The sequence below is a fragment of the Bartonella sp. AP7XZML genome (assembly GCF_042195745.1).
Lineage (GTDB): Bacteria > Pseudomonadota > Alphaproteobacteria > Rhizobiales > Rhizobiaceae > Bartonella.
Genome location: NZ_JBHIOT010000095.1, coordinates 253,353 through 279,014, shown reverse-complemented (window position 1 = coordinate 279,014; position 25,662 = coordinate 253,353). Strand labels below are relative to the sequence as shown.

At 38.6% G+C, this 25,662-nt stretch carries 17 protein-coding genes, 1 tRNA gene and 1 pseudogene; 15 read left to right on the top strand and 4 right to left on the bottom strand.

All coding sequences use genetic code 11. From position 1 onward, the window contains the following. Positions 1 to 117 precede the first annotated feature (117 nt). Entirely contained in the window at positions 118 to 1,824 is a 1,707-nt protein-coding gene (locus ACFILT_RS08165) for an ATP-binding protein (protein ID WP_375652351.1), read from the top strand. Positions 1,825 to 1,842: 18 nt separating this feature from the next. Here the strand turns inward: ACFILT_RS08165 and mscL are convergent, their stop codons facing one another. Then, positions 1,843 to 2,250 carry a large conductance mechanosensitive channel protein MscL gene (gene mscL, locus ACFILT_RS08160; RefSeq protein WP_026500234.1) on the bottom strand — a complete coding sequence of 136 codons (408 nt, stop codon included), beginning with the start codon at positions 2,248 to 2,250 and terminating at the stop codon, positions 1,843 to 1,845. 1,316 nt (positions 2,251 to 3,566) lie between these two features. Here mscL and ACFILT_RS08155 point away from each other — a divergent pair. The 4 genes from ACFILT_RS08155 to ACFILT_RS08140 all read left to right on the top strand — a co-directional run bounded on the left by ACFILT_RS08155 (position 3,567) and on the right by ACFILT_RS08140 (position 7,026). Next, complete coding sequence (locus ACFILT_RS08155; protein WP_375679868.1) at positions 3,567 to 4,649, top strand: quinone-dependent dihydroorotate dehydrogenase; 1,083 nt, start codon at positions 3,567 to 3,569, stop codon at positions 4,647 to 4,649. A gap of 137 nt (positions 4,650 to 4,786) precedes the next feature. After that, positions 4,787 to 4,863, top strand: a tRNA-His gene (locus ACFILT_RS08150). A 717-nt stretch (positions 4,864 to 5,580) separates the two neighbouring features. After that, entirely contained in the window at positions 5,581 to 6,084 is a 504-nt protein-coding gene (locus ACFILT_RS08145; protein ID WP_375631507.1) for a hypothetical protein, read from the top strand. 813 nt (positions 6,085 to 6,897) lie between these two features. Then, positions 6,898 to 7,026, top strand: a complete 129-nt coding sequence (locus ACFILT_RS08140; protein ID WP_375631508.1) for a DUF2924 domain-containing protein — start codon at positions 6,898 to 6,900, stop codon at positions 7,024 to 7,026. A gap of 414 nt (positions 7,027 to 7,440) precedes the next feature. Here ACFILT_RS08140 and ACFILT_RS08135 read toward each other — a convergent pair whose 3' ends face one another. Then, positions 7,441 to 7,767 (bottom strand): hypothetical protein, encoded by a 327-nt coding sequence (locus ACFILT_RS08135; protein ID WP_375637995.1) that lies wholly within the window; start codon positions 7,765 to 7,767, stop codon positions 7,441 to 7,443. A gap of 371 nt (positions 7,768 to 8,138) precedes the next feature. Between ACFILT_RS08135 and ACFILT_RS08130 the strand changes: the two genes are divergently transcribed. From ACFILT_RS08130 to ACFILT_RS08100, 7 genes and pseudogenes are all read left to right on the top strand, one after another. Next, positions 8,139 to 10,055 (top strand): site-specific DNA-methyltransferase, encoded by a 1,917-nt coding sequence (locus ACFILT_RS08130; protein ID WP_375679867.1) that lies wholly within the window; start codon positions 8,139 to 8,141, stop codon positions 10,053 to 10,055. 28 nt (positions 10,056 to 10,083) lie between these two features. Next, a complete protein-coding gene (locus tag ACFILT_RS08125) occupies positions 10,084 to 13,248 on the top strand; it encodes a DEAD/DEAH box helicase family protein (protein ID WP_375679866.1) in 3,165 nt (1,054 codons plus the stop codon). Positions 13,249 to 14,020: 772 nt separating this feature from the next. Then, positions 14,021 to 14,596, top strand: coding sequence for a hypothetical protein (locus ACFILT_RS08120; protein WP_375679865.1), 576 nt, complete (start codon positions 14,021 to 14,023; stop codon positions 14,594 to 14,596). Next, the gene (locus ACFILT_RS08115; protein WP_375679864.1) at positions 14,593 to 14,841 is read left to right on the top strand and encodes a hypothetical protein; all 249 of its coding nucleotides are present in this window, start codon (positions 14,593 to 14,595) and stop codon (positions 14,839 to 14,841) included. Before ACFILT_RS08120 ends, ACFILT_RS08115 begins: the two co-directional genes overlap by 4 nt. 910 nt (positions 14,842 to 15,751) lie before the next feature. Further along, positions 15,752 to 17,095, top strand: a complete 1,344-nt coding sequence (locus ACFILT_RS08110; protein WP_375679863.1) for an MATE family efflux transporter — start codon at positions 15,752 to 15,754, stop codon at positions 17,093 to 17,095. Between the two features lie 356 nt (positions 17,096 to 17,451). After that, positions 17,452 to 17,808: an NADPH-dependent FMN reductase gene (locus ACFILT_RS08105; protein WP_375679862.1), complete on the top strand. Its 357-nt coding sequence runs from the start codon at positions 17,452 to 17,454 to the stop codon at positions 17,806 to 17,808. Between the two features lie 451 nt (positions 17,809 to 18,259). Further along, positions 18,260 to 18,624 (top strand): annotated as a pseudogene (locus ACFILT_RS08100) (hypothetical protein). A gap of 1,018 nt (positions 18,625 to 19,642) precedes the next feature. Here the strand turns inward: ACFILT_RS08100 and ACFILT_RS08095 are convergent. Then, positions 19,643 to 20,863, bottom strand: coding sequence for an MFS transporter (locus tag ACFILT_RS08095; RefSeq protein WP_375679277.1), 1,221 nt, complete (start codon positions 20,861 to 20,863; stop codon positions 19,643 to 19,645). Positions 20,864 to 20,873: 10 nt separating this feature from the next. After that, positions 20,874 to 22,295 (bottom strand): coproporphyrinogen-III oxidase family protein, encoded by a 1,422-nt coding sequence (locus ACFILT_RS08090; RefSeq protein ID WP_375677102.1) that lies wholly within the window; start codon positions 22,293 to 22,295, stop codon positions 20,874 to 20,876. Positions 22,296 to 22,633: 338 nt separating this feature from the next. On the opposite strand from ACFILT_RS08090, the gene ACFILT_RS08085 reads away from it, so the two are divergent. The 3 genes from ACFILT_RS08085 to ACFILT_RS08075 all read left to right on the top strand — a co-directional run bounded on the left by ACFILT_RS08085 (position 22,634) and on the right by ACFILT_RS08075 (position 25,651). Further along, positions 22,634 to 23,122, top strand: a complete 489-nt coding sequence (locus ACFILT_RS08085; RefSeq protein ID WP_375677103.1) for a hypothetical protein — start codon at positions 22,634 to 22,636, stop codon at positions 23,120 to 23,122. 427 nt (positions 23,123 to 23,549) lie between these two features. Next, entirely contained in the window at positions 23,550 to 23,765 is a 216-nt protein-coding gene (locus ACFILT_RS08080; RefSeq protein ID WP_375655213.1) for a class I SAM-dependent methyltransferase, read from the top strand. Between the two features lie 458 nt (positions 23,766 to 24,223). Next, a complete protein-coding gene (locus ACFILT_RS08075; RefSeq protein WP_375679861.1) occupies positions 24,224 to 25,651 on the top strand; it encodes a glutamine synthetase family protein in 1,428 nt (475 codons plus the stop codon). The last annotated feature ends 11 nt before the right edge of the window (positions 25,652 to 25,662 follow it).

Here is a 25,662-nt window from a genome sequence, read left to right as displayed (position 1 = left end):
AAATTTTGCTACAGATAATTGATATGAGATATCAAGTTATTTTAACCAGAATAGATAATTGTAAACAAATTAGCATTATTCATTTGAGAGTAAATTCAACACTTTTTAGTTTTAGTTATGCCATTAAAAGCAGATGAGTTAAAGTTAAATACAAATGAATTAAAATGTCAGCAAGAAGCTTTTCGTTTTACACCAGAGCTTTTGCCACGGCCTTTTACGTGGGAAATCGATCACAATGGTTTGTTTTGTGAAGTCTCAAAAGAGCTAGCTGAAGTTGTTGGTCCTCTCTCTTCTTCTATTTTAGGGTGTAGTTTTCATGAACTTGCTCATCAATTTAATGATGATCGATATCTGGTTCTCAGTCGTTTTATTGAAGCGGCTATGCCTTGGAGTAAAGAGATTGTTCAATGGCCTGTTGATGGTTGCTTACAATGGCTTGATGTTGAATTGTCGGCTTTGCCAATTTTTGATGTTAAAAAGCAGCTTAAGGGGTTTCGTGGCTTTGGTGTTTTAAAAATACAAAAAAAAGTCCAAGAAAAAAGAAATGAAAAGCTAGAAACAGAAATGCTATGTCTTACGGAGATAGAACGCTCAGCTTTTCGTGAAATTGCAGAGCAATTGCGTGATGAATTGAATTCATCGGTAAAAGAAGAAAATTTAGTTGAAGAAACAGCTATTCAGTTACCATATGCACAAACATTGCCGGTAAATGCTATAGAACAAGCTCTCGTAAAAGAGCCCGCTGCAGTTTTATCATTGTTGGATACAGCAACAGATGGTGTTTTATGGTTGGATGAAGAGGGCTTTGTTCAATCAGCGAGTAGGGCAGCCTTAGCATTAATGGGTTATGAAATAAATGAACTACGAGGACAACCATTCTCTTCATTATTTACTTTGCAAAGCCGACTTTTGGTTGAAAAGTATTTTAAATCAATCCGTATGGAGGAAAAAAATCAGGTTTTAAATCGCAGTGAAACCGCTGATTTAATGACAAAAAATCATAAAAATATAACCGTTTTGATAACGATTGTATTTTTGGCAAAGCAAGGCAATTATGCTGTTATGTTGCGTGATAGGACACAAACAGTTCCATCAGGAGAAAAAAAAGCAGAAGAGGATAAAATCGTTGGAGTTGTTCATGAAATACGAACACCTTTGAATGCTCTTATTGGTTTTGCAGAAATTATGAGAGAAGGCCGTTTTGGTTCGATAGAAAATGAGCGCTATCATGGATATTTACGCGATATTATTTCCTCTGGAAAACATATATTATTGCTGATTAATCAATTACTAGAGTGCTCGAAGATAAATTATTCTGGTTCCGATAACCAGATTGATTCTTCCCTTATTTCTGAAACATTTGATGTAATATCTTGTTTACGTGCGACGATAGCTTTTCTTGAAACTCAAGCCAATCAGAACGGCATTATCATGCGTATTGTTGCTCCACCTCACGTTCCATTTATTCCTGTATCACAACAAGTGTTTCGCCAGATTATATGGAATCTTCTTTCCAATGCTATTCGTTTTACACCTTTGGGTGGACAGATTATTGTTCACGTTTCTTATAGAAAAGAACGTGTAAAAATTTCAGTGAGTGATAATGGTATAGGGATGAACGAAGAAGAGATTATACAGGCACTGCAACCTTATGGTCAAGTAGAGCGCAAAGATGGACGATCTGGTGATAGCGCTTTTATGGGAACAGGTTTAGGCCTCCCAATGTGTAAAGCAATGGTGGAAGAAAGAGGGGGACAATTTTTACTGTTCTCAAAACCCAATCATGGAACAACTGTGGAAATGTTTTTTCCTCGTGTTCCATGATGTAAATCTGGCATAAAATTATTTTTTCTTAGCCAAAAGATCTCTAATTTCTGTTAAAAGTTGTTCTTCTGAAGACGTTTTTTTGGGGCTTTCTTCTTCTTTTCTACGAATTTTATTCATAGCCTTAACGAATAAAAAAAGAACCCAAGCAATAATGAGAAAATTGATAAGTAAAGTAATAAAGTGTCCATAGCTAATGGTTGCTCCAGCTGCTTTGGCGGCACTCAATGTTGCTTGTTTTTCGCCAGCAAGTTGAATAAACATATTAGAAAAATCAATCCCACCTGTAATCAGCCCAATGATTGGCATAAAAATATCATTGACAATTGAGTTGACCAAGCTACCAAAAGCACCCCCTATAATCACACCGATAGCAAGATCAATCATATTACCTTTTAGGGCAAATTCTTTGAATTCTTTAAGCATTGCATTTTCCCCTTTATATAAGCGATATACGGTAATTTACTTACCGCTTTTGATGAAAAAGGAAAGGGCAGATTTTATTTTTAGGATTATATTACGATATTAATATTATTTTCAAAGAACTTTATAAGGTTTAATAAAGAGCTTTAGGGCTCTATTTGAATGTACATAGAATATTTCCTAGAAAAAAGCTTTTTTGATAAAAACTATATCTGCTTTTTCAACAGAAAGTAGAAAACTGTAGCTTAATTTATATAATTGCCTCAAGATCTTTATGATAACATTAAAAAGAGAGATTTTTACACAATACTACAAAATGAGTAGTGTTGAAAGTTGAGCTATCAGAAAGCTTTTCAAATGAAGTGCATATATTAGCATAACACTTTGTCATAAAAAGAGAATTTAGGAATAAAAAATATATTTCAGCACTGATAGAGGAAATAGATAGATGAGACAGGAGTAAAACTTATAATTTAATTCCTCTTAATTTAGTAAGCGATAATAGCAATTAGGAGGGCATTATGGCTTATCTAAAAGCTATTTGTATTGGGTTACATGAGCTAAAATGGCGATAATTCGGATGGAAGAAACACATTTCATCTGCTGGAAGATTGTATCAGTTTATAAATAGCAGAGCTCTAGGGTTTGCAAGATCATTTTGGTTTGGAAGTCGTTGGTATGATGTTTGAGTTCAATAATCAACTGTCATTACTTAAAATATATGTTAGGCAGAGCACTTAATAGATGCAAAATTGTATTTAATACATCAGAAATGGCAAAGAAAACAACGCAGATTATCAATAGAGTACAAATTGATTGAACATTCTGTTGCTCATAAATAGTGCAACAATAGTATGAATTTAGATGATTTTATGAACTATGTATCCTATAAATGCTAGGAAAAAATAGCTTTATAGAACAAGCTTTGTTTCTATTGAAAACAATATTACACAAAGGAACTTTGGGAATAGAGATAATTTGCCTGCATTTTTAAGAAAATTATGAGCGTGCCTGCATAAGGCGTCATAAAACCATGACTATGGTAAGAGCCATTGATGTTCCAATTCATGCTGAATTTTATAAGATTAGGATTCATATTTTAATCTTTAAAAAATGTCGAAAAAGAGAAACATTTTTTAAGAATAAAAAGTTCTTTACATAGTATAACCAATATAAACATGTATGGTTATTATGTGATGAGTTTTCTTCTAGAAGGGGAATATTATTTGGATAATATGCTTGCTTTGATTGGAAATCTTTTGTGTTAAAAGGTAGAGGTGAGGTGCGATGGATCATTTTTATGTTGTGGAGAAGAATTGATGAGTTTTTTTCGTTGTATTGGCCGTTCTGCCTTATTTATGTTGGATCCAGAGCAAGCACACGGTTTAGCGATTCTTGGGCTGAAAAGTGGATTAAATGGTTGTCAAAAGGTTATCGACAAACGTTTGTGTGTAACTGTTGCTGGTCTTGAGTTTGAAAATTTTATTGGTCTTGCAGCGGGGTTTGATAAAAATGCAGAGGTTGTAGATGGTATTTTTCAGTTAGGATTTGGTTTTACTGAAATTGGGACAGTGACACCAAAGCCTCAGATTGGAAATCCTAAACCACGGCTTTTTCGTTTAAAAGAAGATGAAGCGATTATTAATAGAATGGGCTTTAATAATGACGGACATCAAGTTGTTTACAATAGATTGCATGCGTGTAAAAAAACTGGTGTTATAGGAGTCAACATTGGAGCCAATAAGGATACGGTCGATAAGATTGATGATTATACAGTTGGTATTGCTCATTTTTATGATGTTGCTGATTATTTTACGGTTAATATTTCTTCTCCTAATACACCAGGTTTACGTGATTTACAGGCCCGTGACAGTTTGCATCTTTTGTTGAGTGCAATTTCGCAAGCGCGAAATGAGCAAGAGAACAAGCACGGATTCTCCATTCCCATTTTTTTAAAAATTGCTCCCGATTTATCAGAGAAAGAATTAGATGATGTTGCTGAAGAAATAAAACTTTCTGATTTTAATGGGCTGATTGTTTCTAACACAACTCTTTCACGCCAAGGTCTTAGTAATAGTCACTTCCGTAATGAAGAGGGTGGGCTTTCTGGACGTCCACTCTTTGAGCGTTCTACTATTATGCTTGCAAAAATGCGTCAAAAATTAGGGAAGGAGATTGCAATTATTGGCGTTGGCGGTGTAAAGGATGCGCAGACTGCTTTGGAAAAAGTAAAAGCTGGTGCAGATTTGATTCAATTATACAGTGGGATGGTTTATGAAGGTCCAGATCTTGTCATAACTATTCTGCAAGAGATTTTGCAGATGATGCAACAAGATGGAGTTGATAACATAAAAGGCTATCGTGATCATAGTATTGAGCATTGGGCAAAATTTCCTTTGTAAAAAACGCTTTTTTCTTCACAAAAAATTGCGAGATTTTTTTAAAGGGGCTTGCAAACTTTGTTGATCTTCCTTATGTCACATAAGCAAAGAATAAATGTTTACGAAATCGTGAACAGTTATGATACATTTGATTTTATGCGGTTGTAGCTCAGTTGGTTAGAGCGCTGGTTTGTGGCACCAGAGGTCGTAGGTTCAAATCCCACCAACCGTACCATTGATTTCCTTACAACTTTTCTCATTCTCCTTTCCAGTGTTTTGTAAAGCGGTTAAAAGACGCAGTTTTCGGCGTTTTTTGCCTTTGACTGATAACAGAGCCGAGGCCTTGCGCGGGTGTATTTTCCTCTTTTTCGCCCAAAATGGCCAAAACGTCTCATTGAGCGGAGACTTTTTTAAAAAGGTCTCCGCTCAATTTATATTTATTTTTCAATATGTTATAAAATTGCTCATTTTATGGTCGGTATGCATCTTGTGGGTGGCGCGCGTGATACGAACCTAAGGCCTCTGTTTAAGTAGAATCGCTATAATTCCCCTATAAGGTTTTGTTTTTTTACAGTAAGCTTGCAATATGCATGAAAATAAATATTCTATTCTTCTATACTGAGCATAAGGGGAAATGCAGTGATGAGTATAATAGCGGGTGAAGATAAAATTGATTAGCCTTTTACTAAAGAAACCCTTTACTATTTTTTATGCCAGTGCTGGTGTCTGTGAGGAAAAACGTAGACATATTATGTTGTATCTCATCAATAAATATATTACATGGATTTGGGTTATCATATTTTTTGCTAATGGGCTGCCCAATGTTTTTTTGAAGGGACTCCCCAGCTTTGGTGGATCAATATGGGTTTAGTTTGTGTTGGTATCTTTTTTTCTAAATATTTTCCTAACATGATGCGATATTTTTATCGCATCAAACATCATGGAGCATAATATGTCATTGTTTAACATTCTGACTGGAACTCCTTTATGGGCCTGGATTTTGCTTATTTTTCTCATTGCGAGGGGAATAATCGCATTGAAAGATAGGGAAATGAAGGTTAACCGCCTTTTTCTATTGCCGTTAGTCTTTCTTTTTTTGGGCGCAAGCGATGTGATTAAAGAGCTGGCGTTCCTGCGCTGGGGAGCAGTCTCAATGTTGGCAGGGCTGATGATCGGCGTTGGCGTTGGCTGGTTGCTCTGGCGTGCTACTGCGCGTTTAAAAATCAAAGAAGGAACGGATTTCATTATTCTGCCTGGTACGCCGTTGACGCTGACATTTATTCTTATCGCTTTTGTCATCAAATTCACATTGATTGTTTTTCTCAAGGTTGTACCTGATTTGAAATATGCATTTGATTTTAACCTTCTTTTTGGTCTTTTAAGTGGGTTCACTGGTGGTGTGTTTTGGGGCGGCACATTAAATTTATATATAACATTTCGAAAAAATATAAATTAGTTCCTATATCCTTAGCTGTTGATGCTTCTGTCAAGTATTATGATACAGAAGCGTCCGCTGTTTTACGTTGAAACTGCGGCTGCTATACGACTAAGTGGCCTTACGCCTGAGTATGCAAGAGCGGCAGAGTTTATACAGTCTACGCCATAATATGTGGAGCACTCTTGCGGGAATGAGTGCATTATTATTGCGATATACATGTAACCCTCTAGCTAATATTATATTAGTAAGGCTGTTTTTTGAAGCCGCTTGTAATTACGGTGTGTTTTTAAAGAGAACGTTCGAACCGATGTATCGCTTGCAGTACCATTTCTCTTTATAAAACTATTCTCATTTCTTTTAGAAATCTGCACTTCTCAGCTTTTTTTGCGTATGATCGATAACGTAGTTAAGATCCTTGAGATAGTGAATTTTTATCTCTTTTTGCTAAAAATGCTCAAACCATCTTATTTAGTCGAGACTTTGTTTAAGAAGGGATCTTCTAAATTTATTTTTTCAATAGGATATAAATTTCTCGTTTTGGGTGCGCGGTAAACTTATAGCAGCAATAAGCTTAGGTTTATTGGTTCTAAGCGTGGAGGGAGTTGAGCTATCCAATGAAAAAGAATAAATTGCATTTTTGTCTAACTTTGTGAACACACACTATTTTCTGGACTAATCGAGGAAATAGAACATTCCTGTGTTGAGAGGATTAGACAATGAGTTGTAAACAATTAGAGCAAGAAATAGCCACTGTAAAGTATACGTTAATGTAGGAGCCCAAAGCCTTATGGCACACTTATTTCAGTGACGATTATTTAGGACAAACGCATCATGTGCTTGTGGTGTCAAAAGGCTATCAATGAGGGCAAGATTTACAAAAGCTTGAAAGCTATTGCTAAGCATATTACCGGCATCAATTGGAATGGCCATTTGTTTTTTGGCCTTGTAAGGCGGGGATGAGAGGATGACTGGGGACAAGAAAGGTGCTTAAACAAGCGATAAAACCAATACGCGGCGCTATATATAGATGTAAAACCGAAGAAGGTTTAAAGCAAGAGTTTAACTGACGGGACGACAAAAAGAAGCAGACGAAAGCTTTGTTAAAGCTTACCGTCATGAAGGTTGGCAATTAATACCAACGTTGCTGATAATGTAAAAATCATGCCGCAATATATTTAAGGAGCGAGTGCAAGAGATTAATACATTCCTATAGCAGATTGTAAAAGCATGGTTTGTACATGAGCCTAATTATATGATTGATAAGGCAATACAAATCACTCAGGGACAAAATGATAAGAGCTATATTTTATTATGAATCTGACACACAGTATAAAACCTATAAAGGCAAAGCGTTTTATGGCATGGGAAGGATTTTCAGCTTGCTGGTGGGCGTTTGAGGGTGTTTTTACACACCGTGAAAGGTATTTTAGCAAATCTTGCTTGTGCGGACAAGGGAGAACTAGAAGTGGATGCTGACATAATCCCTTGTGAAATGGTTTTTATTGCGTCAAAATAAATGATGAAGAAATTTATGTTTTCGTTGGCAGTGATAGTACTTGTATGTGCTTGACCAAGCCACATGTGACGCAATTTTAAAATTACCCATGGTGGCATGTCGTCAAATTGACGATACAGCTCTTCGATTTGTAAGAAATATGACAAGGCTAAAAGATAGACATATTTTGGATGTGCTTGTGCCAATTGATAAGCTTATTGATAATATTTGTAAGTGCCATAATAGCACACAAGAAAAAATATAAAACAACCGCCTTTATTATGCCAAACAGTGCGCCAATTTAGAGCGCGAAATTATTGCTTTTGCAAAGTAAATCAAAGAAAAGCAAAATGATCAAAATGTGGTAATGCGAATTGATCTAGCTGACTTGCGTAAGCAAAAAGAAATAAAATAAGCACAAGAAACTTTAAAAAATAAAGAGAACAGCTTATACGACATTTTTCATGAAAGTAAATTTGCAGAGGATATAGAAATAAATAGGATAAAAGGAATTGCGACGTACAAAAGAAATATTCATAGACATATTTTATACTAAGCGTAACGGAGAAGCGCAAAGATGAGTATAATAGCGGGTGAAGATAAAATAGAGGGCATGAGTCAAAGCCCTATTAATCCAGACATAGAAAAGTTAAAAGCAGCCTTTCCGCAATGTTTTGCTGAGGGAAAGCTGGATATAGATCAGCTTCTTAATCTATGCGGCGAATATATTGATAATGATTTTGAGAAGTTCAAATTTGAATGGAAGGGCAAAGGAGCAAGTTTAAAGCTTGCGCAAAAGCCTTCACTTGCGACATTGCGCCCGAAGCGCGAGGAGAGCGTAAACTTTGATAATACACATAATCTTTATATTAAGGGCGATAATCTTGAAGTGTTAAAACTTATCCAGCGGGCTTATTTTGGCCAAGTGAAGATGATCTATATAGACCCGCCCTATAATACGGGGAATGATTTTATCTATGATGATGATTTTAAAGACCCATTGGCGCGATATAAGGAAGTGACCAAGCAGACAACGAAGTCAAACCCTGAAACAATGGGGCGGTTTCATACGGCGTGGCTCAATATGATTTATCCGCGCTTGCGTTTGGCTCAGACCTTATTGCGTGACGATGGGGTGATATTTATCTCAATAGATGATCACGAGGCGCATAATTTGCGCAAAGTGTGCGACGAGGTTTTTGGCGAAGAGAATTTTGTTGCTCAATTAGTGTGGGAGAAGGTTCACACGCGCAAGAATTCAGCGAAATATTTTTCTGTCAGCCATGAATATATTATATGCTACGCAAAGTATAAGGAAAATTTTAAGAGGAATTTACTACCACGGCAGGATAGCTCTGCGTATAAGAATCCAGATAATCACCCCAAGGGTCCTTGGAAAGCAGACCCTATTACTGCGCATAAGCCTTATGCTGCAGATTATACAATTACCAAGCCGAATGGAGTGGTTCTGAAAAGGCCGCAAGGCCGTTACTGGGCTTTTAGCGAAAAAGTTTTGAAAGAAAAAATTGCTAATGATGAGATCATATGGGGCGAAGGCGAATCCTATCCTATGATTAAAAGGTTTTTAAATGAGACTCAAGATGGGTTGGTTCCTACGACTTTTTTCGGCAAGGAGATCGATGCCAATTTTGATGAAGAATTTGCAGGAATTTTTAAACGAGAGTTTTCAGGTGATACCGCTTTTTCCAAACGTGAAATTGATCAATTAATGCATGTTCAAGGATTGTTTGAATATATTAAACCTACCAAACTCATAAAATTGCTCATGCAAATCGGCACGAACAAAGACGACATCATTCTCGATTTTTTTGCTGGCTCTAGTACAACAGCGCATGCAGTGATGGCTTTGAATGCCGAAGATGGTGGAAATCGCAAATTCATCATGGTGCAATTGCCTGAATTGTGTGATGAGAAAAGCGAAGCTTATAAGGCTGGTTATAAAACTATCTGCGATATAGGTAGTGAACGTATTCGCCGCGCTGGTGCACAAATCAAGCAAAAGCATGAAGCAGAATTCACAAGCGAGAAGCCTCTAGACACCGGATTTCGCGTACTAGAGCTCGATAGTTCCAACTTTTCCATATGGGACGATAGCCCGATTGATCCGGATGCATTTGATGTTAAAGAACAATTGCAAATGCGTTTGGATCATATTTTGCGGGGGGTGAATCCCGAGCGCTCTCATCAAGATATTATCTTCGAGATCATACTTAAATATGGTTGGCCATTGGATTTAAAAGTTTATCCTTTACCAATCAATGGCAAAAAATTCTATTATATAGGCGAGAGCGAAGGCGATGTCTTAGTGATTATAGCCATAGATCCGCCCTTTGACCCCGAAGATGCGGAAGAGATGATAAAGTATTTGCCCGTAAAAATCGTAGCGCTTGATGCGGCCTTTAAAAGTGATGAGGCACTTATTAATTGCGACTTTATCTTTAAAGACAATGAAGTAAGTTTTGATAAAATTTAAACTATAGAGAGACGATTGGGGTGGCGATATGAAACTTAAATTTAAACAACAAGAATTTCAAAATGATGCGGTTAAAAGCGTCATTGATTTATTTAAAGGCCAACCAAGACGAGATTCTTCTATTTTCTTGTGTTCAGAACAAGGACAATTAGCGTTAAATGAATTTGGTTATGGTAATCAATTATTGATTAGTGATGAAAGCATATTAGCAAATTTACAAGAGGTGCAACAGAACAATAAACTCGTGGCGAGTGAGACGCTAGAGCAAAAGCAGTTTTCTATTGAGATGGAAACGGGAACAGGCAAAACTTATGTCTATAGCAAGACGATTTTTGAGTTAAATCAACGCTATGGCTTTACCAAATTTATTATCGTCGTACCAAGTGTTGCTATTCGCGAAGGGGTGTATAAATCACTTCAGGTAACAAGGGAGCATTTTCAAGCAGAGTTTGATAATCTGCCCTATCGTTATTTTATTTATAATTCAAAAGATCTTTCGCAAATTCGCCAATTTGCAAGCTCTACCAATATTGAAATTATGATTATCAATATTGATGCATTTAAAAAAGCAGAAAATATTATCAACCTTCCGCAAGATAGACTGAATGGCGAAAGTGCTATGCGCTATATCCAAGATACAAATCCGATTGTGATCATAGATGAACCGCAATCGGTGGATAATACAGCAAAAGCGAAGGAGGCTATTGCGAGCCTTAATCCACTTTGTGTTTTCCGCTATAGTGCCACGCATAAAGATGAGATTAATCTTTTATATCGTTTAACACCTGTTGATGCTTATAAAAAAGGACTGGTAAAGCAAATTTGTGTCTCTTCTAATCAGATAGAGCAAAATTTTAACCGTCCCTATATTGCCTTGAAATCCGTATCACACAAACATGGCTTTAAGGCGCGCTTAGAGTTGGATATTGCGGGAAAGAATGGCATTGTGAGCCGTAAAACAGTTACAGTGAGACAAGGCGATGATCTGTATCGCGTTACGGGCGGACGTGAGCTTTATAGGGGTTATATTGTTTCGGGTATCAATTGCATGGCGGGGGATGAAGCCGTTGAGTTTTCTGATACTGAAATTGTCAAATTTGGCCACGCCCTTGGTGATGTGAATACAATAGAGCTTAAACGCGCGCAAATTTATCGCACTATAGAAACACATTTAGATAAAGAATTGCGGCTTGCGCCTTTAGGGATTAAAGTTTTATCACTTTTTTTTATTGATGAGGTGGCTAAATATCGTAGCTCTGATGAAGAGCCAGCACTTTATGAGCGTATGTTTGAAGAATGTTACGAAGAGCTGTTGGCGAAAAAGAAATATGCCTCCTTGCGAACTAAGTTTGCGCAAAATGTTCGAAACGTGCACGGCGGTTATTTCTCGCAAGACAAAAAAGGCGTCTATAAGGATACAAAGGGCGACAGCCAAGCTGATGATGACACTTATAACACGATTATGCGTGATAAGGAGTGGTTATTATCTTTTGCATGCCCCTTGCGTTTTATCTTTTCGCATTCGGCCTTGAGAGAAGGCTGGGATAATCCGAATGTGTTTCAAGTGTGTATGTTGATTGAGCAAAAATCGAATTTTACCGCACGGCAAAAGATTGGTCGCGGTTTGCGCTTGTGCGTAAACCAACACGGTGAACAGGTAGAAGATAAAGATATAAATGTGCTGCATGTTATGGTGAATGAAAGTTTTGCTGAGTTTGTGAGTACATTGCAAAAAGAATTAGAGGCGGATATTGGTTATAAACTTGGTACATTGCAGATGGAGCATTTGGTTGGCCGTATTTATGAAGATGTAAAATATGTGGCCGCTAAAGTGGAAGTATCGCAAGCACAAAAAATTGTTAAAATACTTGTTGCAAAAGATTTTATTGATGAGGCGGGTGTCGTTAAAGTAGATCAAGATTTAGTGGCGAGCGAATTTGAGGCTATAGGGGCGGAGGAAATGCCACGCGAATTGCGTCAAGAAATTGTGAAAAAAACTGATGCGGGCGCGCTTATTAATGTTGAGACGCTGCAAGATCTGATTTATATGACAGCTGTGACGGAAACAAAAATTCTGTCTTCGCAAGAGGCTGCTGATATATTGGTTGAGTTGCGTGAAAAAGCCTTGCTTACATCAGCAGGAAAAATCACAGATACATTAAAAGCGCAATGGGCGACTGGGACGTTAGATTTAAGTGAACGTTTTAGTAAAGGGCAGAAGCAGGCTGTGCTGCAGGCGCTAGAAGCGAGCCAAGCCATGCCGATTATTCGTAATGCTACGCGCGAGGTGCGGGTTAAGCTTAAAAAGCAAACAGTGGCTTCACCAGAGTTTTTGGCCTTGTGGGAGAAGATCAATAAAAAGACCACTTATCGTGCAAAGCTTGATCGCACAGAGTTTGTTGCCAAAGCAGTGGATGCAGTGGAAAAAATGGCGCCAGTTGCGCCCGCGCATTTGGTTTATCAGACAGCAGAGATAGAACTGGATAGTGCTGGTGTGACCTATGAAGAGCAATTATTAAAGCAGAGTGCGCTTGATTATAGTTTTTGTGCACTGCCGAACATTGTACATTATTTGACCTTAAAGCTGAAATTAACCACAAAGACAATTATTGGTATTTTGACCAAGAGTGGCCGTGAGCATGAGTTTGTAAAAAATCCACAAGCTTTTTTAGAGCGCATAGAAGAAATACTCAATAAAACCCATGTTAATCTTACAATTGATGGCATTAAATATTTAAAGCTGGTCGGGCAAGAATATAGTGTGCAAGAGCTTTTTACCAGTGAAGAGCTTGTGGCAAATTTAGAGCGTACAGCTGTTGTGAGTGAGAAGAGTGTGTATGATCATGTGGTTTATGAAAGCAGTGTGGAGAAAGAGTTTGCACAAAGTCTTGAAAATGATCCTGAAGTCAGATTGTTTTTTAAACTACCAAGAAGTTTTAAAATAGCCACTCCCATTGGTTCTTATACACCTGATTGGGCAGTTTTTTTAGAGCGAGATGGCGAACAAAAGCTTTACTTTGTGCTGGAGACAAAAGGGGCAAACAGCGAGTTTGATTTGCGACTTAAAGAAATACTGAAGATTAAATGCGGCAAAGCGCATTTTGCTGCACTGCAAACGAGCGTTGCGTTTAACGACCAGCCGGTGATAAATTGGCGTGAATATAAGCGTACTTTGGCCCGAAGGGGCGCATGAGTTTCCAAGTGCTGCGGTGGTTGTTACAGAATGATTGGAGCATGAAATACTTAAGGGGGAGGGGAGAAAAGCTTTTCATATCAAAATAATAAATTGATAAAAGGTATTTATAATGTACACTTCATGTTGAATTTAATTGTTTTCATTTAATACAGGAGGTAAAGTTATGAAAACTAAAGATATGTATAAACCACTGAAAAAAAATTAAACGGGTTGATGTTGCTGCGCTCAAAGCCCGAGCAAGTGAGCAGAAAATGGTTGCTTGAGGCGCTTCTATGAATTGAAGTTTTAAAATATACAAAGCTGGCGGCAAAAAAGGCTGCCAGCTTTATAGCTTTTGGATATATTAATGACGATAGATTATGAAGTTAAAAAGTTGCTCTATGGCTGTGGGGCAATGAGCGGGGTTCGGTTGATTACAGGTTCCTTCTATGCTTTTTTTCTTGTCTATGGGCGTTAGTATAGCACAGTTATCCTTATTACAAATTGTATTTAGCGCGGCTATTTGTACTTTTGAAGTGCCTTGTGGGTTTTTAGGAGATAAAATTGGCGTTAAAAAAATGCTATCTTATCATGTTTCTTTTCGCTCTTCTTCTTTTTATGTATTTACGCGCCTAATCTTTCTGTCTTAATTCCGGCAGAAATTATATATGCTTTAGGCTTTGCTTTATGCTTTGGCGCTGATAGTGCATGGATTAAAGGCTTAATCGACGGCGGTGGATACAAGGGTAGTTTGATCTACCACCAAGTAAACGTCTATAAGCGGGAACTGATGGAATTCATGAATATGGTTGCTGGTGCGCTAGGTGTTCTTATTGTTTTGTGTATGGATAATTATCAGTCGGCATATTATTTTTGTTCTTTCGGGTTTCTCGTGCTTGTATTCTTGTTTAGTCGGGTGACGGGAATAGGTATTGCATCCGCTTCGGATAGTCAGTCAATAGACTCGGGTTCTTTGTTGCATGCAACAGAAGCTTTTACTTATTTAGTTACCTCAAAAATCGGATTATATTATATATTGATATGTGGTTTTATTGTTGCTGCATTGCAGCCAATATTTCATTTTTGGCAACCTTTTATTTTGGGACAGACAGGAGTATTAGACAATGCGACAGGAAAGACTAAAATTCTTATTCTTGGCCTGTGCTTTGTGTCTTATACTCTCGTAAAATACTTATTTAATCGCTTTGTAATTAAATATCTTATGCAAAAATATGCTCCTATGGCGATAACTTTGTGCTCACTCGTCCTAAGTGCTGTTGTTATGCTTGCTCTGCTTCTCGTTGCAAACAGTTGGGCTCCTATTATTTTATTCACCGTATTTCACAGTTTTTTTCTGTTCCTATGACGCAGTTTGAAGCAGAATTTTTTAAACATATTCAACAAAAGAATGCAAATACGGTTTTATCCATTGTTAGTTTTCTTGCGCGTATTTTTGGTATTTTAGCGCTTGTACTGATTGGTTGGTTGGCAAATAATGTTTGTATAGAAGCAGCTTTTTGTTTTGCCTTGGTTTGTATATGTTCAATTATCCCGCTTAATTTGGCCTGGCTTTATACTGATAAAAAGTTAATAAAAAACGAAGAGGTCTGAGAGTGAAGATACAGTTGAATAGGGACTTTCCTATGACTTACATAAAGACACAGGAAAAAATAGTGTGTGGGTCATCTTATATGGATTGAGTCGAAATTAATAGCTGTCCATCGTTTTTTAGTAGAGATGCTTACCGATTTGAATGCGCCAAATGATTGTGCGGCTATTAGCCAGAAATATCGCGAACGAGCATATCAAGAGGATATGATATTGATGTGTTGTTAAATGAATACTTCAGATTGGATTCGGAGGTGGCCAAAATTATTATTTTTGGAGAGGGCAATCATTCATATGAAGTCTCTATAGGTTTTGTGATGTGGACATGGTGCGTATAGTTATAGAATGCTCTCCTAGTGAGTGCTAGATGGTGCTTTTGCGTCCGTAAAATATTGTGCGTTGGTTGTTGAACTAAAGTTTCATAATTTTAGATCGTAGAGCGGTGGGGCATCGAGGTGCCTTATGTATCATAAACGCTCTTTTTTAATTGGTGTATAGGCACAATGGATTGTAAAAATGCTAATGCCTGTGTTTTTTGACAACTTGGTCGGCTTTGTTTTTTTTACGTATGTAAGCAGCGAGTAAGAAAAGGTTAGCACAGGTGTATTACTTGCAGTACCAAAAAGTTTGATTAAAAATACTAAAAATGGATATACAAGACGAACAAACGGCTCGCTGAGGATCTTTTATCAATGACTGTAGTTGCTTGGGGGCATAATATTGTACAAAAAACCAATAAAGGTGCATTGCGCTTCTTTTTTAAGAACTGGGCATCTCCTCTTACCTTAATGCGTTCTCATTATGCATCCTTTACACAAGACTTGCGATGGAAAGACTTTACGGAAAAAATCAATGTGTTTTGTTTAAAAGATCTGAGCTTAATATGCCCTTCAATATGGAAGGGTATTTCACAATGTTTGTTGTGATGAAGCAATTGCTCTCTCTTGGCATGCCACTGGCTGTTGGGTTTATCTCTCAGATGATGATTTCCTTCACAGATGCAGCGCTTGTAGCGCATTTAGGCGTGCAAGCCTTGAGTGGTACAATGTTAGCTCTGAGTATATTTAGTTTTGTTATGTTGTTTGGGCTAGGTATTATTACCGCGGTTGCACCAAAACTTGCGGAAAGTTTTCGTAGACAAGATAGATATGCATTAAAGGCATGGTTTGATCAAGGAATATGGCTTTCACTTGTGATTGGAATAATGAGTGCGATCATTTTACTCAACACGAGGAATATTTTGTGTTTTCTCGGCCAAGATGGGACAATTGCCAATATAGCGCAGGAATATAATAGTGGTGCTGCTATAGGAGTGGTGTTTTTTTATCTTTATGTGAATAGCCGGGGATTACTGTCAGCAATTGGTAATCCAAAGCCGTTAACCTGGGTTATGCTTGCGGCTATCCTTGTGAATTTTCTTATCTCTTGGCCGCTTATTTTTGGTATAGGTTCTGCAAGCGGATTAGGTGTCTTTGGTGCAGGAGTTGCGAGCAGTTTGATCCGTATTTTAATTGTTATTGCAGCAGCAATAATTTTTTCCCGCAATTCTGCTTTTCATTCTTTTCGCTTTAATTATTTGAGACCAAAGTTAGAGATTTTACGAATAATAAAATTGCTGAGAGTAGGGCTACCCATTGGTATACGTATTCTTATTGCGGAGGGCTTTCCTTCGGTCATTGCATTTATGATTACGTCTTATGGGGTCGAATCTTTGGCCGCGCATACGATAGGGATGCGTCTCGATATGCTTATTTCTGTGGTGGCTTTGGGGATTTCCAGCGCAGCCGCGACAATAGCAGCGTGGTATAGAGCAGATAGGAATAATATGGCTCTAAAACAGCTGCGTATGAGTGTCACTGTTTTTGCTGTAGCTTATGTTTTGTTTTTATCAGGGATTGTTTATCTCTCTTATGGATTCATCCTTACAACCATCTTTAATATTTCTTCAGAACGCGTTGTTGTTTTCTCTTGGAAGTTGCTTCCGTTCATTTTATTGTCTTTTGCTTTTGGCACTTTAGGTGCTATGCTCAATGGCATACTTGTGGGCTTGCTTGATACGTTTTGGTCAACAATTGTTGTAGCAATAAGTTATTGGGGGTTAGGCCTATTTGGGGGAGCACTAATGGCGCATTTTTTTGAATATGACTTTATTGGCTATTGGCTTGGCATGATTGGTGCAAGCTTAATCGTTTCTCTCTTTAATTATATGCGCGTGGGTTATTTAATAAAATGCAATCCTATATTTGGGGCAGAGTGAGTGTTATAAAAGCGCTTGTAAAGCACTAGCTGTGAAGGCTTAGCTACTCATCGTCCATAGAGGCTGTTTTACTTCTATGGAGATAACAATATAGGTTACAAAACTTGCTTAATATTGAAAACTTAATATTGAAAAGAAGTGTCTTTGATTGTAGCCTCAATATTATTTGTTGAGTTTTTAAAATAATATGGGTTTATTAAAATCATTCGGCTACAATTTAAGAGTAAGTTCGGTAGATTGGAAGAGTTTAATACCTTAAAAAATGACGAGAAAAAACGTGCTTATATTCATACGCCGTTGAGGAGTCATTTAAAAAAGTTATTGTTTTTATAAGTTATTACCATTGCGATGCTAAAGTGTATACATTTGTCAAAACAATCGCAGACGCTGACGATGTTATTCTTGCAAGCCCTGTTTATCACAGGTCTTATTCAGAGACTTTGAAGAACGCTTTTGATAATTTAGATTGTGATGCTTTTTTGGATAAAGCTGTTGGTATTCTCTCTCATGGCAGTACAGCAAAAAATGCGCTACTGTCATGTGAATATTTGGTACCAGTTGTGCATACGCTTTATGGACAAGCTCTGCAATATCAAGTTGCTTCGGCTAAAGATGATTTTGTGTCTGAGAACGCAGGCCGTACATGGAGACTGAACAGCGAAGATGTACGGGCTCGCTGCGCACATCTTGTTGATGAAATGTATAAATTTTAAAATAATAAGGGTGGAGGATATGATCAAAAATGATAAGAAATACCGTTAGTTAGTCGTTGGTGGTACAGGAATATTGGCGCCCTTTTGCCGGTCATGAGGGCTGAACAACGTGATTATCGCAGCGCGTTTTCGTTCTCATCAATCCAAAATTGAGCTATTTCAGACAAGGGCTAAATGTATATTTTGGAGATTATTATAAGCCATAGACACAATTTTTAAAAAGGGTACCACTATGGACGGGCTTGAAATATTGCATATTATGGAGGGCATTCGCCTGCACATGTATTTTTGTGTAGATTGAGCGGTTGGCCTTCTTACCGAAGCCTCTGTGTATTGTTCATGTTTTTGGTTCTAATGCAGAGGGTAAAATAATCTCTGGATGTGCGCATCATAATAAGATTGATTCTACATCTGTAAAATTAGGTCGGAAAAGGCGATCATAGGGCCAACGGTGGTCAATGAGAAAAGTGTTTATGATCATGAGATTTGTGAGAGCCGTATTGAGAAAGAGTTTGCGCAAAATCTCGATAATGACTCTGATGTAAGATTGTTTTTTAAACTGCCAAGAAATTTAAAATAACCATTCCCATTGGTTCTTATACGCCTGATTGGGCGGTTTTTTTAGAGTGAGATGGCGCGCAAAAGCTTTATTTTGTACTGGAAACAAAAGGAACGAATAGCGAGTTTGATTTGCGCCTTAAAGAAATGCTGAAGATTAAATGCAGCAAGGCGCATTTTACCGCCCTTGAGACTGGTGTGGTATTTAACGAGGTACCGGTGATGAGTTGGCGCGATTCTAAGCGGGGATGGTGGTAGAGAGAGTGGGGGCTGTGGTAAGAGTGGGCGGCACGAATGACGCTGTCTTTAGTTGCGTACCGCCAAGCTAATTTTGTGCTTTGCGAAATTCGCTAAGGCTTTTGGACGTACCGCGTTTACCGCGTAATAAAATCTTATGAATATCGTGCAGAAGGCACGCAGAAATGGGTGATTGCGTGTCTAGCTTCCCAATGCCGTAATTAGGTACAGCTACATAATGAGATAGCTCTTCAATATCATCAGTTGCACTGATACTCTTTCTTTATTTTCAAACAATAATAGGTCAGATGGTAACGATTATGTCCTTTCTATCTAAGAAAAGAGTAGCACCGCTTGCGTATATGTACGAGTAAAAGTCAATCAACATTGGTCTGAGGTAAAAACCGTCAATTATTTCTAATACACCTAAGGATTTCATAGCTTACTCTAACGGTTTATATAAAACCGCCCTTTTAAAAGATGGATTGGGCGGCAAATTTATTGGGATATAGGCTTTATGAATCTCTCGAACTAAGCTTTCTACTATGCAGGTCCTAAGGCGTGATTGCATATATGGTCGTATCTGTTGCTGCGTTGTGTAGGCAGAGATCCTAAACTAGGAAAGGAGGGCTGCTCTTTTAATTACAAAGGAAGAATACGGCTAATTACAAAGGAAGAATACGGCGCGTAAGTGCAGCAAAATGTATTTTGAGGAGCAGTAAAGGGGTGAGGCATTTGATGTCCAACGGGTGACGGATTAACTGGAGTATAAGTAGGCATTGCTAGGGCGGAGTTTTTAGTTAAGAATTGCACTTCGTACGCTATAAGCTCTCTGCATCCTTCATATAGGCGTTGGATCATCGCCCAATGCAACGTAAAGGGGCTGTTTTGTCTTTAGCGTTTGTTTGGCTGCTTCTATAGTGCCGCTGGCTCTATCAGCCATTATGGTGATAATTTTCTCGTCCAAAGAATAGATCAATTGATTGCGTAATAGGGTATGTGTGCCTTTTTTGACCGTGTCTTTTTTAAAAAGCAGCTGTTACCTCGTGGCAGGATTGGGTGTGTTTATATGATCAGCCTGCCAAAGAAATGGAAGCGTTATCGCGATAGCCACCAATAGGAGCCCAGCGATAAAGGTGGCAGCAAACTGCAATGATATAAAAGAACCAAGGACGCCGACCAAAAAGCTTCCGACCGGCGTTCCAGCATAGCCTATCACTCGAAAAGCAGAATTAGCTCGCCCGAGAAGTTGCTTTGGTGTGAGGCGCTGCCTGAAGGCGGTAACACCAATAAACCATAAGCTTGCTCCAATGCCAGCGATAAAGGTGACGCCCCATACGACGACAGCACTTTTTGAAAAGGCTGGAATCAAAAGCAAGACAACAGTTCCTAAACCGTCAGTGAGAACAGCTAGGCGCACCGGTGCATAGCGTATACGCGGTGCAAATAGGGCACCTGCCATTGTTCCAAGCGCGTAGGCTGCAAACATCACGCCATATTGGCTGCTATGTAGGCCCAGATACCGACTGTCGGTAACGAAGAAGATGAATGAGGTTAGGAATGCTCCAAATACCACCGATAGAAAGAATGTGAGTAATGTAAGGGAGGTAAGATGCCGATTTGAAAAAATGAAACGAAAGCCGGCAATGATATAACGGAAAGTGATGTTTTCTTTATCAGGTGTTGGCGATGTCGGAACAGCATGGCGAGCGGTAAAAATCAATGTGATAAAAAGCACGATTAACAGGCCGAGAAATAGCAGTGTGCTATGCGCTAAAATGCTGCTTGTTATGACAGGGGCAAGAAAATAGGAGACCCCGAAATCTAAAAACAAGACAATTGAGTAGAAGGTCATCAATCGCTCTCCCTCCATGATAAGTGGTGGAATCGTCATTATATAAGCTTCGGCAGAAACGACGATGAATCCAGCAATGGTTGCATAGAAGAAAATTTGTTCGGCTGGAGCAATCTGTATCATGAGCAGTACGAACAGTACAATATGCAGTAGCATGAAGATGAGGAGAGCCGAGGTGGCAAGTTTTATTTTGTCGCAGCGATCAAGTAAAGCGCCTGCAAGGATGCCGAAAATTGGCCACGCTAATGAGAAGAGACCTTGCGCCCAACTTACTCCGACTACGCCATATCCAGATTGTCTTGCTAATAGCGGTATGGCAGTGCGCAAAGCACCGCTGAGTAAGGCGAGAAGACTAACGGTTAGGCAAAAATAGCGTATGTTCTTATTGGCAAAAAGAGTGAACATTCTGTTCTCCTTAAGATACCACACAGGTTTCCGCTGTTCCATCAAGTACGGCGGTTGTATTTAGCATGTTTGCGACATAGTCGTCCAAGATATTCCTGTCTTCCTGAGGTAGAAGAAAATACATAAGGTTGGAATACCATTGCCAACCACGCTGAGTCAGCTGGAGATCGTTATTACTTTCTGCGATGAGACCTGCACCTATGAGCTGTTGTAGGTTATTGTATACGAAAGAGGGAAGTGCGGTCCAGTCAATTCTTTCTTTTTTGGCATAGCCGTTATAAGGTAGCCGCATACACAAAGCCTTGGAGGCTTGTTGCTCCGCTGATACCCAATTGTAGTATACTTTGGATTTGCCTTTAAGTTGTATGTCGGTAATGTATCCGCTTCGACTGGGATTGGCTCGTGTGACGAGTGAGCCGAGAATCGACATTGCTGACGCCCCGAAGCCAACCACATAATCGTCATGATAACCATGCAAATATTTGTGATAGCGGAAATAATTAGCTGAACTCGTTTTAGCGAGCGTTAGAGGAGTGTTGTTGGCAATTTTGATATAGGAATGCCCATTACACGGCGAATAGCCGCAGCTGCGCATAACGATGTCGCTAAATAAGCGAAGCGTCTGTCGATGCTGTAGGCTGGATGGCTTTAGCCCTTTTTGTGCGTAAGACTTATGCAGTTGCGACGTGATAGCCAGATTGTTGATTGCATAGAGGTTGATGGTTTCAGGGTGAAGCTCGCTGGCTTGCTTCAAATCGTATAATAGTTCTTCGGTTTGTTGGCTGTGCATGCCATATAGTAGGTCGAAACCGACATGTCCAATGATCTCTTGTGACCAAGCCACGGTATTGTTGATTTGTTCACGTGTTGAGGTGAGGTTAAACAATGATCGGAAACGCTCAATGAAACTCTGTATACCGAAGCTGATCCGGTTAACGCCGATCTCACGGGCAGCATAAAGTTTATCACGTGTGACGCTCTTCGGTTCGCTTTCCAGTGTAAATTCGGCTAAGGAAGAGAGCTCAAATTCGGCATGCAATACTTTCCCGATGTGTCGGATATTATCTGCGGACAAAAGCGACGGTGTGCCGCCCCCTATATAGATGCTGCGGATGGGCCCTCTAAGCGAGCGAATGAAATTTCCTTTGTTTCTGATCTCTGTGGTAAGCGCTGAAATATAAGATTCGATTTGTTTAACGTGCTTGTAGGCCCCTTTCTGAAAGGGACAGAAGGAACAGATGGTTTCGCAAAAGGGAATATGCAAATAAAGAGAAATGGTACGCGCTTGTGGAATCTGCTTACTGTGCGCTAGTTTATTAAAGTCTAGGTAATCGTAAAATTCATTTGAAATAGTGCGAAATAACGGATATGTGAAGTTGTAAATCGGCTTGAGTTGATCGAACTTCACAAAAGGATGATCCACGAGTTGCATAGCTTACCTCCCCCAATTTCTTAACTCGCACTATATTATTGACGGGCGACTGGTGACCCAATCACCCGAGTGTATTACCAAAGATTTTCACGGAACATAATGAATCCTCCTTTTGTAGAAGCTATATGTATTACACATATAACTTATTATATGAACAGGCTAGCTTGTTTAAGAGGCAATGTAAAGATAAAAATATAAAAAAACTTTCTCTTGCAGCCTTATGGTCTGATATTGTAATTGGTATCCTGTTTTACGTGGTCGGGTTATGAATGCCTAGGGCGAGAAAAAGCAGGGTATTTTAATAGACGTGCGGGGCATCATTGTTATGTTGCTGGGACTTGGAATTTGCGTCTGGTTATGAAATATCATTAGCGCAAAAAGATGGTTTTAAAGGTAGATATATATTTTTTAATATCCCTGTAAAACTTCGAGAAGAGATAGAATTATCTATTAGAAAACATATAAATGTCCAGTGTGATAATATTATCGAATTACATGACATCATCGCTCTTACCCGCCATTTTGACATATTACCTAAAATCTCATTGATATTGTGCCATGTACTGGCAAACGGGGATAGATCGCGTTTTGGTATGACTGCGGCGAAGTTACGTGCCGCATTATCTTTGCTAGAATCCAATAGGATTAGGCTTAATGGGGTGCCTTTGCATATGGGCTCTAATTTGAATTCAACTGAGTTAATAGTATCCACCTTAACTAAGGCTGGAAAGGATATTTACGCATTGAAGGATCAAAAAAGTTTTATCAGTCTAGGGCGAGAGATATCTGACTTCCACAGCGTTCTGCGATGCCGTGACGGTCAATGACGAATACCCTCGTAAAATTTATGAGGCATTATCACAATTGGGTTGTGATTTACATAAGCTTACGGTAATTATTGGACCTAGGCGTATTATATCTGAAGATTATGGTTATTTATATTTCAAATATTAGCTCTATAAAAGAGCAGAATGGTACGAACTTAATTACAATCTGGGTTCTGGGAATGTGTACTCAATCTGCACAGTATCACTAGATCATAAGTCAAAGTATGTGAAAGCGACTGATACAAAAAAGATTTTACGATAGTGAAAGATCGACGATAAAGAACGTTAGTTCAAAGGAAATTGATATTATTGTGTTCTCATATCCTGATTTTTTGGCTTTTTAGATATAAATAACACACCTCCTAGTGGGCTGGAAACTATCAAATGTTGGATCACGCATGGCGCAATTAGCAAAAAATCCTATCTATTGGATTTGGTATGCTCTACTAGATTCTCAGCTCTAAATATTGTGTGCGAAGTGCAATGTCAAGCGGTGGGAATTGATATAAGTGCAGAGTCTGTACCATCCGCTCAGAACAAGGTTGATAGCTCTGTTATGCAGACGATGGTTAAGTTTCATGTCGGAAATGCTGAGCGTATGACTTATACTGAAAATACATTTACGCATATTATGGCGGGATGAGTGTTTGTAAGCACTAGCTGTAAAGGCTACTCACCATCCTAGGGTGTTTACTTCTATGTGGATAACAATAGAGTTACAAAACTTGCTTCATATTAAAAGAAAAGTTTCTTTTCTTTTAATATGAAGCATTGCTACAACCAAAAGGAAATTAAATATCTCGCCTTTATTATTCTCGTCAATGTTTGCTTATATATGATTATTTGAATCGGAATTAGGTTACGTACAATATGGTATTTCTCGCTGTTTTATATAAGGAGAAGGTTCGCACCGATGTATCGGGTGCAATATCAATTTTTTCACTATGGTGATAGGATAGCTTTTTGAGCGTAAAGTTCTTTTACCTTGATGGATCTTATAGTATTCTTCAAAAATATCAGTTGATAAATTTTTTTCGTGTCGTTTATGCATGGGCTGATACAATAAGAATAGGACTTGATTGTTTTTAAAGTTGGTATGTTATGGCTGTAAAAAATGGTAAACAAACGAAAAGTAAGAATTTTAAACCTGTCTCTCGTTTTCTCAAAAGTTTACGTGGTGTGCGCAATTGGGAACAAGTTTCACAATGGCTTTCTTTTCGTAAGGTAGAGGATATTGAATGTATTACGCCTGATCAAGCAGGGGTACCACGGGGCAAGATGATGCTTTCTAAAAAATTTACATCGGAAACATCATTGGCATTGCCTTCAGCAGTTTTTATGGCAACAATTTCAGGGGATTATCCGGAAGATGGTCATGGTTTTGAATATCCTAAAGCAGATGGTGATTTACGCCTTGAGCCTGATCTTTCTACGTTAAGCATTGTTCCATGGGAAGATGCTCCTACGGCACAGGTGATTTGTGATCTTGTGTATCAAAATGGTCAGGTTGTGGATTACACACCACGCAATGTTTTACGAACAGTGGTTCATTTTTACACAAAAATGGGTTTAAGCCCTGTTGTGGCACCAGAAATTGAGTTTTATTTGGTACAAAAAAATCCCGATCCTGATTATCCGTTAGTTCCACCGGTTGGTCGTTCTGGGCGTTCAATTGGTGGTGGACAGGGGTATTCCATTGCTGGTGTTAATGAATTCGATGATTTGATTGATGATATTTATCAATTTTCAGAGGCACAAGGATTGGAAATTGATACCCTCATTCATGAAGAAGGAGCAGGACAGTTTGAAATCAATTTACGTCATGGTGATCCTATTGAATTAGCGGATCAAGTTTTTATGTTTAAACGAACAATTCGTGAAGCAGCACTAAAACATAATATGTATGCAACTTTTATGGCAAAACCCATTCAAGGGCAGCCGGGTTCTGCTATGCATATTCACCAATCGGTTGTTGATAAGAAAACCGGTATGAATATTTTTACACAGGAAAATGGTGAAGAAAGTATCTGTTTTCGCCATTTTATTGGTGGATTGCAAAAACATATGCCAGGCGTACTTGTGATGCTTGCGCCTTATGTGAATTCTTATCGACGTCTTGTCCCTGATAATTCGGCTCCTGTTAATTTGCGGTGGGGATATGATAATCGTACTACAGCTTTTCGAGTTCCCCGTTCTGCTCCTCAAGCGCGACGTGTTGAGAATAGGCTTCCTTCATCAGATGCGAATCCTTATTTAGCCCTTGCGGCTTCTTTAGCGTGTGGTCTTATTGGTTTGCAACAAAAAATTGAGCCGGATGAGCCAGCGATAAATAATGTAAACGCTGATAATATTGAGTTACCGCGTGGGCTCATTGAGGCAGTCAATTTGTTTGAACAAGATACAGTGATACGTGCTATTTTAGGGGATGTGTTTGTCAGTACTTATGCTGCAATCAAACGACAAGAGTTTGAAACTTTTATGGAAGTAATCAGTCCGTGGGAGCGTGAATATCTCCTGCTGAATGTTTAAATTTTATGACG

Excerpts from the sequence above, each read along its gene's own strand:
- ACFILT_RS08165 (WP_375652351.1), top strand. The coding sequence starts at position 118 with ATGCCATTAAAAGCAGATGAGTTAAAGTTAAATACAAATGAATTAAAA.
- mscL (WP_026500234.1), bottom strand. The coding sequence starts at position 2,250 with ATGCTTAAAGAATTCAAAGAATTTGCCCTAAAAGGTAATATGATTGAT.
- ACFILT_RS08155 (WP_375679868.1), top strand. The coding sequence starts at position 3,567 with ATGAGTTTTTTTCGTTGTATTGGCCGTTCTGCCTTATTTATGTTGGAT.
- ACFILT_RS08145 (WP_375631507.1), top strand. The coding sequence starts at position 5,581 with ATGTCATTGTTTAACATTCTGACTGGAACTCCTTTATGGGCCTGGATT.
- ACFILT_RS08140 (WP_375631508.1), top strand. The coding sequence starts at position 6,898 with ATGTGCTTGTGGTGTCAAAAGGCTATCAATGAGGGCAAGATTTACAAA.
- ACFILT_RS08130 (WP_375679867.1), top strand. The coding sequence starts at position 8,139 with ATGAGTATAATAGCGGGTGAAGATAAAATAGAGGGCATGAGTCAAAGC.
- ACFILT_RS08125 (WP_375679866.1), top strand. The coding sequence starts at position 10,084 with ATGAAACTTAAATTTAAACAACAAGAATTTCAAAATGATGCGGTTAAA.
- ACFILT_RS08120 (WP_375679865.1), top strand. The coding sequence starts at position 14,021 with ATGGAATTCATGAATATGGTTGCTGGTGCGCTAGGTGTTCTTATTGTT.
- ACFILT_RS08115 (WP_375679864.1), top strand. The coding sequence starts at position 14,593 with ATGACGCAGTTTGAAGCAGAATTTTTTAAACATATTCAACAAAAGAAT.
- ACFILT_RS08110 (WP_375679863.1), top strand. The coding sequence starts at position 15,752 with ATGTTTGTTGTGATGAAGCAATTGCTCTCTCTTGGCATGCCACTGGCT.
- ACFILT_RS08095 (WP_375679277.1), bottom strand. The coding sequence starts at position 20,863 with ATGTTCACTCTTTTTGCCAATAAGAACATACGCTATTTTTGCCTAACC.
- ACFILT_RS08090 (WP_375677102.1), bottom strand. The coding sequence starts at position 22,295 with ATGCAACTCGTGGATCATCCTTTTGTGAAGTTCGATCAACTCAAGCCG.
- ACFILT_RS08075 (WP_375679861.1), top strand. The coding sequence starts at position 24,224 with ATGGCTGTAAAAAATGGTAAACAAACGAAAAGTAAGAATTTTAAACCT.